The organism is Microbulbifer salipaludis (assembly GCF_017303155.1).
GTDB classification, from domain to species: Bacteria; Pseudomonadota; Gammaproteobacteria; order Pseudomonadales; family Cellvibrionaceae; genus Microbulbifer; species Microbulbifer salipaludis.
In genome coordinates this window covers 1,673,334-1,687,195 of record NZ_JAEKJR010000002.1, presented here as the reverse complement: position 1 = coordinate 1,687,195, position 13,862 = coordinate 1,673,334, and the positions used below count along the sequence as shown (strand labels likewise).

The window sequence follows — 13,862 nt, the reverse complement described above, 5'->3', positions numbered from 1 at the left end:
CGACAATATAATTTCTCAAATTGCGGTTCGATGGAGTCAGTCCTGGCTTTATTGCTGTCGCATCACTAGTCAACCGAGGGAATAGGGTGACTTTTACACACAATCCGCAAGCGTCCGTCGCAGATCCCGCGATTGTCGCGTCTTCAGCCTGTAAGAGACAGGCTCCAGTTGCTGTATCGGCGCCAATGATGGAAGTGGTCCATTTAAAGAGCCTGATAAATGCAACCTTGCTGGAACTTCTGCCAGCGCAAGAAGCATCGCCCACGCATCTGCATCAAGCCATGCATTACGCTTTGCTGGGTCCCGGCAAACGCTTGCGACCGCTTCTTACGCTTCTGGCTGCGAACGGCGCCAGTGACAGTCACTTCCTCCATATGGCCTGCGTATCGGAAATGGTGCATACCGCTTCGCTGATTCTCGATGATCTGCCCTGTATGGACGATGCGACGATGCGCCGTGGTCGCCCCTGCACACACATACGTTTTTCCGAAAGCACCGCCATTCTTGCATCAATAAACTTCCTTAATCTTGCGTACGGCGTTGTCGCGAATTGCCCCAACGTGGATGCTTCCACCAAAGTCGCCATCAGCGCGCATCTCAGTCATGTTATTGGTTCTATGGGATTGGTTGGCGGGCAGATCGCTGATTTGCAGGATCAGCCTGTGGGCGCCAAGAGCGAAATTGAGCAGCACTATCACCAGAAAACAGGGTGTTTGATTGAGTTTGCTGTCGTCACCGGTGCGCGGCTCAGGGGAATGGACGCAGACGCGATCGAGGCATTCACGCGTTTTTCCCGTGCCTTTGGTCTGCTGTTTCAGCTGTACGACGATATGTTGGACCACAGTACCTTTGCACAAGAGACCGGTAAGGACACGCAGCAGGATGTGGGGAAAACCACTTTGCTTTCTCTTTACACACCGGAGGAAGCTCGAGGCGCATTGAACGACGCACAAGCGTTGGCAAGAGAGCAATTGCGCAGAGCAGGGCACGAGGAATCGTCACTCGCAGCGCTCGTGGAGCAACAGTTCGTTACCTTCAACGGTGCGGCGCAAAGGCTCTGGAGTTGAACCGGGCGAATGACGGCGACGGCAGCACTCACCATTGACCGACTGCGGGTCGTTTACGGCAGCCACCGCGCCTTGGACGATGTTTCATTGCAGGTGGAACCAGGTGAAATACTCGGCATCCTCGGACCGAATGGTGCAGGAAAATCGACGTTGTTGCGCGCCATCACCGGCAAGTTGCGTCCTACCTCTGGGAAAATATTTATCGCAGGGAAGGCGCTTTTTCCGGGCAAGGCTTATCAGCATTCGATCGGCTTCACCCCTCAGTTCCTGGGTTTATACCGGCACCTGACGGGGCGTGAGAACCTGGCGTTTTTTGCGCGCTGCACCGGTGTCCGTCGCCAGCAAATATGCGCACGGGTTAGTCAGGCGCTGGAAGAAATCGAGTTAACAGATAAGGCCGATGTGCGGGTAGACCAGCTGTCCGGTGGTATGCAACGGCGCTTACACCTGGCAGCCACCCTGGTCTCGCAGCCCGCTCTACTTGTGCTGGACGAACCCACCGCCGGGGTCGACCTGGGCGTGCGCATGTCAATCCACGACCTTATTCGCCGCCGCGCCGAGCAGGGTGCGACCGTGGTCGTGGTTACCCACGAATTAGATGAAGCGGAAGTGCTATCCCATCGCGTAGCGCTACTTCACCAAGGCCAGCTGAGAGCCCTGGACGAGCCCCAGGCACTGGTACACGAAACTTTCGGTAACCGTCAGCTCTTCGTTGTGCGCACGGTGCACATGGTTCCCCCAGCGCTCGGTGATCGGCTGCGGGAAATCGGTTTCCGCCGTCGCAGTGATGACGGTATTGATGACAGTAATGATGAGCGTAATAAAAAGATCAGTGAATGGTGTCTGGAAAGTGACCTGCCGCTGGATAAGCTGATCGATCACCTCTATCGCGACCTTGCGGGAGCCCGTGATGCCATTGCCGAGGTCTCGGTACGCCGGCCCGGATTGAAACACGTGATGCAGCACGTTACCGGTGCCCGCACCGATTCTGTGGTGGCGTCTGAGTCGGAGCAGGAGTCATGAGGGCAATTTTCCGGGTGATGGCGCTGGGCTTGTGGCGTGACCGCGGTGCGTTACTTTTGGCCTTTGCTTTGCCCAGCCTGGTATTTGCTATCTTTGCCAGTATCTTCTCTGGCGCCGCGGAAGGCGACTTGCACTTGCGGGTAGGGCTCGCGTTGGAGTCGGAAGATCCGGTAATGCAAGACTTCGCGCAGTACCTGACACAAAGCAAAGAAGTGGAGATTACGGCACTGCCGGATTCAAACCGTGCTCAACTGCTGGAAGAGGTGCGACAGGGCAATTTCGATACAGCGGTAATCATCCACGGACAGGCAGGCGCTAACAGGGGGCCGCTGTTTACCATCGTCAGCGAGCCGACCCGTGAAATTGCAGCGCTGTCTTTACAGGGCTGGCTGCGAAAAAGCCTCGCCGCCCAACAACCACAGGTGCTTGCGCAACGTCTTGCGCAAAGCACAGAAGCATTAGTTGATGGTTTCACCCCGGAACAACAGGCGCGCCTGGATGCCGCTTTAGACTCGATGGCGAGCGAGCCGGGCAGTGCAATCACCGATGACGCGCTTATCGAGTTCCAGCCGGTTTATGGCCAGGCGCCAGCTTCAGTCTCTGGGCTGAGTGGCATTGCTTACTATGCCGGCGCCACCACGATTCTGTTCTTGTTATTGTCCGCCGTGAATGCCGGCATGGTCAGTTTGGAAGAGCGGCAAAACGGTATCTCCGAACGCCTGCTGCTGAGCAAAGCGGCACACGCTCGGCTGCTGTTGGGACGGTTTCTGTTTTTGCTAACCGTGGGATTTTTGCAGGCCAGCGCTATTTTTCTGGTCGCAAGGTTCGGATTCGGTTTGGAGATAGAGCGCGTGCTGGCGCAAGTTGTTGTGATGGCATTCGCCTGCGCCGCCGCGAGTGCCGGGCTGGCGCTGTTACTTCTGTCGCTGTGTCGAACAACCCAGCAAGCGACGACCTTTTCGTCATTTTTTGTGCTCATCATTTCCGCCATCGGCGGTTCAATGGTGCCACGTTTCATGATGCCTGACTGGTTGCAGACCCTGAGCTTGTTCACACCCAATGCGTGGGCGATCGAAGGTTTTTACGGAGCGTTGATTCGCGGCGACAGCTGGGCTCAGCTGGCTCAGCCCGGCGGCATCCTGGCTGCGGTTGGCCTGGTGTGCCTGCTGTTAGCGGCCGTACCCCTATTCAAGACGCCGGCATAAGGGAGGCCTAATCCATGATGGAATGGTTGTGGACGCTTGTACTTGTGGTCGTGGCTTTCCTGGGCATGGAGGTGTTCGCCTGGTACGCCCACAAGTACATCATGCACGGTTGGGGCTGGGGTTGGCACAAGTCCCATCACGAATCCCATCACCAACCCCATCTTAAAAACACTGGCGGCGTGTTCGAGAAAAACGATCTGTATGTGGTTGTGTTTTCACTGGTCGTGATCGGACTGTTTGCGGTGGGTGACCTTTATTGGAAGCCACTCATGGCAATCGCATCCGGCATTACGCTGTACGGCGTAGTGTACTCATTGTTTCACGACGGAATGGTTCACCGGCGCTGGCCGATTCGCTGGCAGCCGAAGAGTGGCTACTTGAAGCGTCTGGTCCAGGCGCACCGAATACATCATGCGGTACGCACCCGAGAGGGTACGGTGTCCTTCGGATTTCTCTATGCACCAGATGTCAGAAAACTCAAGAAACGCCTAAAGCAGCAACAGGCTGCATCTCTAGCGGGAGCGCGGCATGACCGATAACGATTTGGTGAAACGCAAGAATGATCATCTCGATATCGTGTTGGACGCGCGTCGGGCCAAGACTTCGGCCCTTACCGGATTCGCCGATTATCGCTTCGCCCATTGTGCCTTGCCACAGTTGCACCTGGATGATATCGATCTCAGTACACGATTTTTCCATAAACCCTTAAACGCGCCGCTGTTGATCAGTTCAATGACCGGCGGTGCCGCGCGGGCCAAAGATATCAATCATCATCTGGCAGAAGCCGCCCAACACCTGGGTATCGCTTTGGCCATCGGTTCCCAGCGCGTTGCGCTGCAGTCTGGCAGCGATCACGGCCTGACCAGGCAATTGCGACGCATCGCCCCGGATATCCCCCTGCTTGGGAATATCGGCGCAGGTCAGCTGCGGGAACCCCGGGGGATCGAATGGGCACTGCGGGCAGTGGAGATGATCGAGGCGGATGCATTGATCGTCCATCTCAACCCCCTGCAGGAGGCGGTGCAAGAGGGCGGCGACCGCGACTGGCGTGGCGTGCTTCAGGCCATCGGTACGCTGGTTGCGTCCCTCGGGGTGCCGTTGGTGGTTAAGGAAGTGGGTGCGGGTATCTCCCCCGAAGTGGCGCGGGCGCTGGTGGAAGAGGGGGTAGCGATGATCGACGTGGCCGGCGCCGGCGGCACCAGCTGGGCGGCGGTGGAGGCGGAGCGCGCGACAGATGAGACCCAGCGCCGGGTCGCCATGGCCTTCGCTGGCTGGGGTATCCCCACCGCTCAGGCCATTCGGGCGGTACGCAAGACCTTGCCGGATACGCCGCTGATTGCTTCCGGCGGTATTCGAGATGGAGTGGACGCGGCCAAGGCAATCCGCCTGGGCGCGGATCTGGTGGGGCAGGCCGCTGCAGTGCTCGAGAGTGCCACCGATTCCAGTCAGGCAGTGGTCGAGCACTTTGAGGTGGTCATCCAGCAGCTGCGTATCGCCTGTTTCTGTAGCGGCAGTGCGGATCTGCATGCCTTGCGCGCGGCGGTATTGCTGGATGATCGCGGTGTTCCTCTGGGAGAGCCCCATGACTAGGTTTGTCGCCAAGGGGTATTGCCCGTGAATGCGCCGGACCATGACCTGATACTGGTGGGCGGCGGCCTGGCCAACGGCCTGATCGCCCTACGCCTGATACAGGCGCAACCGGGGTTGCGTCTGCTGATGTTGGAAAGCGAGCGTCGCCCCGGTGGTGAGCACACCTGGTCGTTTCACGAGGGTGATCTCTCTGCAGCCCAACATGCCTGGCTGGCGCCCTTGGTAGGTCGTCGCTGGTCGCGGCACCGGGTGATTTTTCCGGACCGCGAGCGCCTGTTGAACGGAGGCTATGCGAGCATCTTTTCCCGGGATTTCGCCCGCGTGCTTGAGGAAGCCCTGGGAGACAGGTTGTGGACCGACACGCGCGTGGCCCAGCTTTCTGCGGACAGCGTGGAGCTCGAGGATGGCCGAGTGTTGCGCGCGAACGCGGTGATCGACGGCCGGGGGCCCATCGACAGCGCGCATCTGACCCTGGGCTATCAGGCATTTCTCGGTCGCGAAGTGCGCCTGGACAAGCCCCATGGCCTGGAAGAGCCGATCCTCATGGACGCCAGCGTGCCTCAACAGGACGGCTACCGGTTCGTCTACGTGCTGCCGTTCAGCCACGATACCCTGCTGATCGAGGATACCCACTATGTGGACCGCCCGGAGGTGGACGCATCCCACTTGCGTGCGCATATCGAGGCCTATGCGCGGGATCGCGACTGGCACATCGTCGATACCCTGCGGGAGGAGAGCGGCGTGCTGCCCATCACCCTGGCGGGCGATTTCGATAGCTTCTGGCAGAGCGCCCAGGGCCAACCGCGAAGTGGCCTGCGCGCCGGTCTGTTCCATCCCACCACCGGTTACTCGTTGCCCCAGGCCATGGCACTGGCGGAGTGCATCGCTGAGCTTGGAGATCTCGATGCGGCGTCGTTGTTCCAGACTATCCATGCGTTCGCCGCCTGTGAATGGCGGCGACAGGGCTACTTTCGCCTGCTCAATCGCATGCTGTTTCTGGCTGGCCGCCCGGAGCGACGCTGGCAGGTCATGCAGCGCTTTTATGGCCTGTCGGAACCGCTCATCGAACGCTTCTACGCCGGACGCCTGACCCCGGCCGACAAGGCGCGCATATTGATCGGCAAACCGCCGGTGCCCCTTGGCGAAGCGCTCAAGGCGGTGTGGCTGAATTCACCACAAAAGATCGCATCCACTTCTTTCGGAATACGCACATGACACGACCCGTATCCCAACCCCAGCGTGCCCTGGTGATCGGTGCCGGCTTCGGCGGCCTGGCCCTGGCGATTCGCCTGCAGGCGGGTGGCTATCAGACCACTCTGCTAGAAAAGCGCGACAAGCCCGGCGGCCGCGCCTATGTCTATGAGGACAAAGGGTTCACCTTCGATGCCGGTCCCACGGTAATTACCGATCCCTCCGCCCTGGAAGAGCTTTTTAAACTGGCGGGTAAGGACCTGGCGGATTATGCCGAACTGTTGCCGGTCGAGCCCTTTTACCGTCTCTGCTGGGAAGATGCCCCGGCCTTTGACTACGTCAACGATCAGGCCGCACTGGATCGACAGATCGCCGAGCGTAACCCACGAGACGTGGAGGGCTATCGACGGTTTCTGAGTTACTCCAGGGCGGTGTTCGAGGAGGGCTATCGCAAGCTCGGTGCCGTGCCGTTTCTCTCGTTTCGCGACATGCTCGCCGCCGGGCCGCAGCTGGCTCGCCTTCAGGCCTGGAGCAGCGTCTATGCCATGGTGTCGAAATTCATTGAAGACCCGCACCTACGTCAGGCCTTTTCCTTTCACTCCCTGCTAGTCGGGGGGAATCCTTTCGCTACGTCCTCGATCTATACGCTGATCCACGCGCTGGAGCGGGAGTGGGGCGTATGGTTTCCGCGGGGCGGCACCGGTGCTCTGGTGCGGGGCCTGGTCCAGTTGTTCGAGGACCTCGGCGGCACCCTCGAACTGAACGCGGAAGTGGAGCGCATCGAGACCACGGGGGATCGGGTGAACGGCGTCACCCTGACGGATGGCCGGCTTGTGCCGACGGATGCACTGGCCTCCAACGCGGACGTGATGCATACCTACAGCAAGCTTTTGAGCGGGCACTCCCGCGGCGCCCGCAAAAGCCGGGCCCTGGGCCGCAAGCGCTACAGTATGTCGCTGTTCGTGATCTATTTCGGTCTGGACCGTCCACCGCAAGGCCTCGAGCACCATACAGTGTGCTTTGGCCCGCGCTACCGGGAATTGATCCACGAAATCTTCAACGCGGACACCCTGGCCGAGGATTTTTCCCTCTATCTGCATTCACCCTGCGTCACCGATCCGAGCTTGGCGCCGGAAGGCTGCAGCGCGCACTATGTGCTGGCGCCGGTGCCACATCTTGGCAAGGCGAACATCGACTGGGAAACCCAGGGTCCGATCTACCGCGACCGCATTCTCGACTATCTCGAGCGTCACTATATTCCAGGGCTTCGGGCGCATCTGTTGACCTGCCGGCACTTCACGCCTGTGGATTTTCGCGAGGAGCTCAACGCCCACCTGGGGTCTGCTTTCTCCCTTGAGCCGACGCTCACCCAGAGCGCCTGGTTCCGGCCCCACAACCGGGACGCCAGGATCGACAATTTCTATCTGGTGGGAGCCGGCACCCATCCCGGCGCCGGAGTGCCGGGAGTGATCGGTTCCGCCAAGGCCACTGCGGGCCTGATGCTGGAGGGACTCAATGAGGGATAAGCTGGGACAGCACGCCGCGCAGACGATCGCCGCGGGCTCCAAGAGTTTCGCCACCGCCGCCAAGCTGTTCGACCCTGCCACTCGGCGCAGTGCCATGATGCTGTACGCCTGGTGCCGCCATTGCGACGACGTGATCGACGACCAGCAGCTGGGCTTTCCCGCGCAGGAAACTTATGACGCTCACGAAGCTCACGAAGCTCACGAAGCTCGGAGCGAAAGCAGCGAGGCGCGCCTGAACGAGCTGCGAGACTTAACACGTCGCGCTTATGCGGGCGAGCCCATGCAAAGTCCGGCCTTCGCCGCCTTTCAGGAAGTCGCGCTCCGCCATGGGATTCCCGAGTGCTATCCCCAGGCCCACTTGGACGGCTTCGCCATGGACGTGGCACAGCGACGCTATGTCACCATCGACGATACCGTGGACTACTGCTATCACGTGGCCGGCGTGGTGGGCGTCATGATGGCCTGGATCATGGGTGCGAGAGATGAGGCCACCCTGGATCGCGCCTGTGACCTGGGGCTGGCCTTCCAGCTGACCAATATCGCCCGCGACATCATCGAGGATGCACAGATCGGTCGCTGCTATTTGCCCGAACAATGGTTGGAAGAAGCCGGCATTGCACGCCAGGAGATCACAGCGCCACAGCATCGTGAGGCTCTGGCCCGTATGGCCCGACAACTGATCGATCTGGCGGAACCCTACTATGACTCCGCACAAGGTGGCTTGTCGGCCTTGCCGCCTCGCTGCGCCTGGGCCATCGCCACCGCCCGCGGCGTCTATCGGGAAATCGGGATAAAGGTGAAAGCGCACGGCGCCCGGGCCTGGGACTCGCGTATCTCGACCACCAGGTTGGACAAGGCGCGCTTGCTAGGGCAGGGACTTGCTCAGGCGGTGGCATCCCGCTGGTACCGGCCGGTGCCAAGATCTGGCGGTCTCTGGCAGCGTCCAGCTTAGTGCCTCCTTCATGGGACGTCCGTGCTTTGAGAGAACTCTTGAGCGTATCAGCGCACTTGTTGACAGGTAGAGATACTTTACCCGTTCAGTCACTTATGAGGCGCGCGACATTCGAAATGAAAGCCACAATCAAAACCCATAGCCCGTGGGCATTCAACGGCTACACGGACTATCGGAAGGCTCGTCTCAAAGACGCCGAGGTACAGCCGGATTTCAACATGGTTTCCATTGGTGTGGAAAAATTAATGGGACCAGACCAACTTTATGGTATTAATCATACTGCGGTATGTAGTGCTAAAAGTATGATCTGACCCCACTTATTTCTATATCAAAGCATTACGCAGGCTCAGCTTCGGTTGTCTTGAACCATTCTTCTTTCCAGAAATGTATGGGATTTCGGCCGAGTTTTAGATTTTCGATGTCCGACTGAATATCCTGTCGGATACCGTCCAGTAAACCGATTGCTTTATCTACGAAATCCAAGCTTTCTTCGCCACAGCGAGTCTTGTTGTACAGTTTCTTTAGCTCTTCTGCTTCGGCTACGCCGTCCAGCCCGTCGGCTGTAATTAGTGAGTTGCAATGTTCCACAAAAGTATTGCGTGCAGCATCAAGTCCGTTACGGCATCTCTTTAAATGATCCAGATAGCCAGTTAACGTTTCGTCGGTGATTCGAGAGCCGTCTTTTCTACGCAACCACTCATGCAAGCGGCGAATGTGCAAACTGCTAGCGATACCACTAATGTAGGCGGGAAGGATAGAGCGAGCGATTTCTGGGTGGTTGTTCATATGTGCCAGGTTGCTTTCGAAGAGATCAAGGCCGCTGGTGATATTTTCAATCTTATTAATAGCATCCTCTTGGTCGTGAGGTGATAGTTCAGTTAGAACTTCGCCTACGCTCGTTCCTTCGAGCTGTGAGTGAGCTAGATTGCCGAGGTTGTAAAGCCAGTTGGAGGTCTGCTCAAAACTTGTGGCTGCCTTTTCGGCTTCATTGGTGTCAATTTCTTCTTTTACAACCTTCCGTACTGCATCTTGAATTTCGTCCAGATTGGGCGGAGGTGGAGGTTGCTGATCGTCGGGCATGAGAGCAAATAAAATCAGGTTGCCTAAGCCCATTATCATTCCTGAGGGCGCCGCGCCAACAGGTCCAAGAGCAGCGATACCCGTTGCCAGGCCGCTTAACAAGATCATTCCACCCTGAAGGCCTTTTTCAATATTTGCATTATTTCCGTCGTTATCGGCACCCAGTTCCTGTGAGATACCCTGCCATTTTTTTGCCACCTGACTCCAGTGAATAATCTTAAAGCCTTTGCCGCTGGTACGGATTATGTGGACTTCTGTATTGGAGCATGGACCTGCGTTAATCAAGCGATTTGGGTCGAGTGAGTTCTTCGTCATCCAGAAGAAGTCAGCAGGGGATACCCTTCCATGCCAAACGGACACGGAAGCATTAGCAAACCCCTGTCCACTATTCCAGTGTTGATCCTTATGCAGATATTCATAGCTTTTTTCATAAGATTTCACGCCGTCTTTCCAGTTAAAGGTTTTTATGGTGACGACTTGCCCGGTTCTGTTTATCAGTTTCATTGAGAAATGTCCTTTTCGAAGAGTTTTAAGTGTTCCAAAGCTGGCCACATGCATGGCTATGGGTGCATCTGATGAATTTCCTATTTTTCAGTGGGCTCTGTTGTCGGAAACGTACTTCTGGACTAGTGATAGCTTCGATAGATGGTGCGGGATCTGAAACAGTCTGCTTCCGGCTTCCAGGAAAGGTAGCCTGAGTGCCGGTTATTAGAGTTATAACCTTGGTTAATCGATATCGAGTTTGTTGGGCTCGGGGGATAGTATCCTGCAGTCAAATCGAAATGTCGTTCATATTTATAAAATTGGCATGGTATCAATTGAAAAAAATTATTTAGAAGCCAAAAGGCCTAAATTTTCATGTACATAAAAGCCTATGAGCTTACTCGTGCGCTTAGAATGCCACGGCGGCTTCCTATGAATCAGATACAGAGTTAATAAATAAGGTCAGAGAAGCATCGTGGCATTAATCGAGTTGAGCGCTTTTGGTGCCATAATTGAGATCTGAACGTACTTCTTGCCCTGTTCGTGAATGTGTTCACCTGACAGTGCCCCCTTCTGTCTGCGGATAACTTACAGTTCCCCGGTGCGCTCTCCCTACCTACTTTCTACATGGGCAGGCAGCCAGAACTTCCTCTTAAAGTTTTGTCGATTGCTGATATCTGTGTATTTATCCAGTAGAATAATGCCCATTTTCGGCAAAAGCCCCAACCCAAGCCTCAACGCAGTACAGTCTCTTGCCTCAAGGATTTCTCCTCACCCGCCACAGCTTTGACCAGCGCGGCAGCACCTGCATCCACTACTGGCTGGCCACGCCTGAGGGCCCGGTCAAGCTGGTTATTGAAGGTGAGCGCCCGGTTTTTATGGTGAAGGTCGCGGACCGCGCCCAGGTGACTGAGGCGCTGGCCGGCGTGCCTTTCGATTGGCAACAGCTGGGCTTCCAGACCTTTGGCCGTGAGGAAGCGGCCATGCTGTATTTCCCAACCATCGACGCCCACCGCCGGGCTCAGACCCTGTTGAAAGATCGAGGCATCGAGGTATTCGAGGCAGATTTTCGGCTTCACGATCGTTACCTGATGGAGCGCTTTGCCCGCGGTGGCCTCTACTTTGAAGGTGTGGCCCGGGCCAAAGAGGGCTACACGGAATATCGCAAGGTGCGGCTCAAGGGCGCCGAGGTGCAGCCCGATTTCAAGGTGGTCTCCCTGGACGTGGAGTGCTCCGGCCAGGGTGAGCTGTATTCGGTCGGTCTCTACGGGCATGGGGTGGAAGAGGTGTTGATGGTCGGCAAACCGGAGGCCGCTGACACCAGCATCCATTGGGTAGAGGACGAGCGGGCGCTACTCAAGGCCCTTGAGGCCAGAATCCAACGCCTGGACCCGGATATCATCATCGGCTGGGCCGTGGTGGACTTTGATTTTCGGCTGCTGCTGAAGCGGGCAGGGCGTCATGGCCTGCGCCTGAAGCTGGGGCGCGGTGGCACCGATGCCCGCTGGCGGGATGGCCGGGAAGGTAACCAAGGCTTCGTAACGCTACCGGGCCGGGTCGTACTGGACGGCATTGACGGACTGAAAAATGCTACCTACAGCTTTGAAAGCTTCAGCCTGGAGTTCGTGGCCCAGACACTGCTGGGTAGGGGCAAGGACACCGAACACGTGGACAACCGCCTGGCGGCGATTGAGCATGACTTTCGGCATAACAAACCGAAACTGGCCGCCTACAACCTGGAAGACTGCCGCCTGGTGTGGGACATATACCAGCACACCCGTTTATTGGATTACCTGCGCCTGCGGGCCCAGCTCACGGGCCTGGAGCTCGACCGCAGCGGCGGCTCGGTGGCGGCCTTTACCAACCTCTACCTGCCCAAGCTCCACCGTAGCCGCTATGTGGCGCCCAACCTGCCGGCCGACGGTGGTCTCGCGAGCCCCGGCGGCTATGTGATGGATTCCCGGCCGGGCCTGTACGACAACGTGCTGGTGCTGGACTTCAAGAGCCTGTATCCCAGCATTATCCGCACCTTCAAGATCGATCCTATGGGGTTGATTGAGGGATTGGCTGAGGAGGCGCAAGAGGAATCAGAAGAGGGTGGGACGGACAACAACACCATCCCCGGTTTTCGCGGCGCGCGATTTTCTCGTGACAAGCATTTCCTCCCGGACATCATTACCAGCCTCTGGGCCGAGCGTGACATCGCCAAGCGGGAGCAGGATGCCGCCCGCTCTCAGGCCATCAAGATCATCATGAACTCCTTCTATGGAGTACTCGGAAGTGGCGGCTGCCGTTTTTACGATACGCGCCTGGCCAGCTCCATCACCCTGCGCGGTCACGAGATCATGCAGCAGACGGCCCGCTGGATTGAGGAGATGGATGAAGGGAATCACCAGGTCATCTACGGCGATACCGATTCCACCTTTGTCTGGCTGAGCGGCCAACCCAGCCAGGACGAGGCAGATGCGATCGGCAAGCGCCTGGCCAGCGAGATCAACACGCGCTGGCAGAACAAGCTCAAAGACGAGCTGGCATTGGAGTGCGAACTGGAGATCGAATTTGAAACCCACTACCAGCGCTTTTTAATGCCCACCATTCGCGGCTCGGAGGCCGGCTCCAAGAAACGCTATGCGGGCCTGGTGGTGAGTGGGGATGAGGAAAAGCTCGTCTTCAAGGGTCTGGAAACCGTGCGCAGCGACTGGACGCCGCTCGCCAAGCAGTTCCAGACCAAGCTCTACGAAATGGTGTTTAAGGGTGAAGACCCGTCCGACTATATCCGCGAGACGGTCGAGAAAACCCGGGCAGGGGAGATGGACGAGCAGCTGGTGTACCGCAAGCGACTCCGGCGCAAACTGGAACAATACATAAAAAACGTCCCGCCCCAGGTGCGTGCCGCGCGACTGGCCGATGAAATTCGCCAGCAGCAGGGGCTGGCACCCCGCTACCAGAACAAGGGCTGGATTCGTTACGTGATCACCCTCAACGGTCCCGAGCCCGTGGATTACCGTCAGTCACCAGTCGATTACCAGCACTATATCGACAAGCAGCTCAAGCCTGTGGCCGATGCCATATTGCCGTTTATTGATCTGGATTTTGACGGCTTGGTGGATGGCCAGCTGGGTTTGTTCGGAGGCACTGAGTGATGCAGGAAAAGCGGTTGGAAAGAAACACTCTGGTTGTGCTGTTGTCGATCAATGCATGCATGTTTTTGCTTGAGCTTGTGTTGGGTTTGATCGCGCATTCAACCGGATTGCTCGCAGATTCTCTGGATATGCTGGCCGATGCTTTTGTTTACGGGCTATCGCTGTACGCGGTTGGCAAGGTGGTGGCGAAGAAGGCCACGGCAGCCAGAGTCAGCGGTTTTCTGCAAATTCTGTTAGGTATCGGCGTGCTGTTCGAGGTGCTCAGGCGTTTGTCTTTTGGCAGCGAGCCGCAAAGTATTTTGATGGTTGTGGTGGGCATCGTGGCGCTGCTGGCCAATGTCGTTTGTCTTGCGCTGATCTCCAGGCACCGAGATGGCGGTGTGCATATGCGGGCATCGTGGATTTTTTCCGTCAATGATGTTCTCGCAAATTTGGGGGTTATCTTGTCTGGTGTCCTGGTGGCGATACTGGGCAGTCGGTACCCGGATCTATTGATCGGTACCATCATTTCTGTGCTGGTTGTGCGGGGTGGGCTCCAAATCGTGCGCGAGGCGAACGAGACCGAGAAGTCCCCGTAAAACCACCGATAAATGGCCTGGGCG

At 57.5% G+C, this 13,862-nt stretch carries 11 protein-coding genes; 10 read left to right on the top strand and 1 reads right to left on the bottom strand.

The features are described 5' to 3' along the window. Window positions 1-185: 185 nt before the first annotated feature. The 8 genes from JF535_RS12750 to crtB are packed head-to-tail and all read left to right on the top strand — an operon-like array spanning window position 186 to window position 8,554. Window positions 186-1,067, top strand: coding sequence for a polyprenyl synthetase family protein (locus JF535_RS12750; RefSeq protein ID WP_207002717.1), 882 nt, complete (start codon window positions 186-188; stop codon window positions 1,065-1,067). A gap of 9 nt (window positions 1,068-1,076) precedes the next feature. Continuing rightward, window positions 1,077-2,090 carry an ABC transporter ATP-binding protein gene (locus JF535_RS12745; protein ID WP_207002714.1) on the top strand — a complete coding sequence of 338 codons (1,014 nt, stop codon included), beginning with the start codon at window positions 1,077-1,079 and terminating at the stop codon, window positions 2,088-2,090. Continuing rightward, a complete protein-coding gene (locus JF535_RS12740; protein WP_207002712.1) occupies window positions 2,087-3,295 on the top strand; it encodes an ABC transporter permease in 1,209 nt (402 codons plus the stop codon). The genes JF535_RS12745 and JF535_RS12740 overlap by 4 nt, the downstream gene beginning before the upstream one ends. Before the next feature lie 14 nt (window positions 3,296-3,309). Continuing rightward, on the top strand, window positions 3,310-3,834 hold the full coding sequence (locus JF535_RS12735) for a sterol desaturase family protein (RefSeq protein ID WP_207002710.1): 525 nt from the start codon (window positions 3,310-3,312) through the stop codon (window positions 3,832-3,834). Continuing rightward, complete coding sequence (gene fni / locus JF535_RS12730) at window positions 3,824-4,885, top strand: type 2 isopentenyl-diphosphate Delta-isomerase (RefSeq protein ID WP_207002702.1); 1,062 nt, start codon at window positions 3,824-3,826, stop codon at window positions 4,883-4,885. The genes JF535_RS12735 and fni overlap by 11 nt, the downstream gene beginning before the upstream one ends. Window positions 4,886-4,909: 24 nt before the next feature. Further along, window positions 4,910-6,100: a lycopene beta-cyclase CrtY gene (gene crtY / locus JF535_RS12725; RefSeq protein WP_207002700.1), complete on the top strand. Its 1,191-nt coding sequence runs from the start codon at window positions 4,910-4,912 to the stop codon at window positions 6,098-6,100. Further along, window positions 6,097-7,602, top strand: coding sequence for a phytoene desaturase (locus JF535_RS12720; RefSeq protein WP_207002692.1), 1,506 nt, complete (start codon window positions 6,097-6,099; stop codon window positions 7,600-7,602). The genes crtY and JF535_RS12720 overlap by 4 nt, the downstream gene beginning before the upstream one ends. Continuing rightward, complete coding sequence (gene crtB / locus JF535_RS12715; protein ID WP_207002690.1) at window positions 7,592-8,554, top strand: 15-cis-phytoene synthase CrtB; 963 nt, start codon at window positions 7,592-7,594, stop codon at window positions 8,552-8,554. The genes JF535_RS12720 and crtB overlap by 11 nt, the downstream gene beginning before the upstream one ends. A gap of 336 nt (window positions 8,555-8,890) precedes the next feature. Here crtB and JF535_RS12710 read toward each other — a convergent pair whose 3' ends face one another. Beyond that, complete coding sequence (locus JF535_RS12710) at window positions 8,891-10,138, bottom strand: hypothetical protein (protein WP_207002688.1); 1,248 nt, start codon at window positions 10,136-10,138, stop codon at window positions 8,891-8,893. Between the two features lie 731 nt (window positions 10,139-10,869). Here JF535_RS12710 and JF535_RS12705 point away from each other — a divergent pair. Beyond that, window positions 10,870-13,260: a DNA polymerase II gene (locus JF535_RS12705; protein ID WP_207002686.1), complete on the top strand. Its 2,391-nt coding sequence runs from the start codon at window positions 10,870-10,872 to the stop codon at window positions 13,258-13,260. Further along, window positions 13,260-13,838: a cation efflux transmembrane domain-containing protein gene (locus tag JF535_RS12700; RefSeq protein ID WP_207003805.1), complete on the top strand. Its 579-nt coding sequence runs from the start codon at window positions 13,260-13,262 to the stop codon at window positions 13,836-13,838. The genes JF535_RS12705 and JF535_RS12700 overlap by 1 nt, the downstream gene beginning before the upstream one ends. Window positions 13,839-13,862 lie beyond the last annotated feature (24 nt).

Bases quoted from the DNA above. Each gene is read 5' to 3' on its own strand.
- JF535_RS12750 (WP_207002717.1), top strand. From the start codon at position 186: ATGATGGAAGTGGTCCATTTAAAGAGCCTGATAAATGCAACCTTGCTG.
- JF535_RS12745 (WP_207002714.1), top strand. From the start codon at position 1,077: ATGACGGCGACGGCAGCACTCACCATTGACCGACTGCGGGTCGTTTAC.
- JF535_RS12740 (WP_207002712.1), top strand. From the start codon at position 2,087: ATGAGGGCAATTTTCCGGGTGATGGCGCTGGGCTTGTGGCGTGACCGC.
- JF535_RS12735 (WP_207002710.1), top strand. From the start codon at position 3,310: ATGATGGAATGGTTGTGGACGCTTGTACTTGTGGTCGTGGCTTTCCTG.
- fni (WP_207002702.1), top strand. From the start codon at position 3,824: ATGACCGATAACGATTTGGTGAAACGCAAGAATGATCATCTCGATATC.
- JF535_RS12720 (WP_207002692.1), top strand. From the start codon at position 6,097: ATGACACGACCCGTATCCCAACCCCAGCGTGCCCTGGTGATCGGTGCC.
- crtB (WP_207002690.1), top strand. From the start codon at position 7,592: ATGAGGGATAAGCTGGGACAGCACGCCGCGCAGACGATCGCCGCGGGC.
- JF535_RS12710 (WP_207002688.1), bottom strand. From the start codon at position 10,138: ATGAAACTGATAAACAGAACCGGGCAAGTCGTCACCATAAAAACCTTT.
- JF535_RS12700 (WP_207003805.1), top strand. From the start codon at position 13,260: ATGCAGGAAAAGCGGTTGGAAAGAAACACTCTGGTTGTGCTGTTGTCG.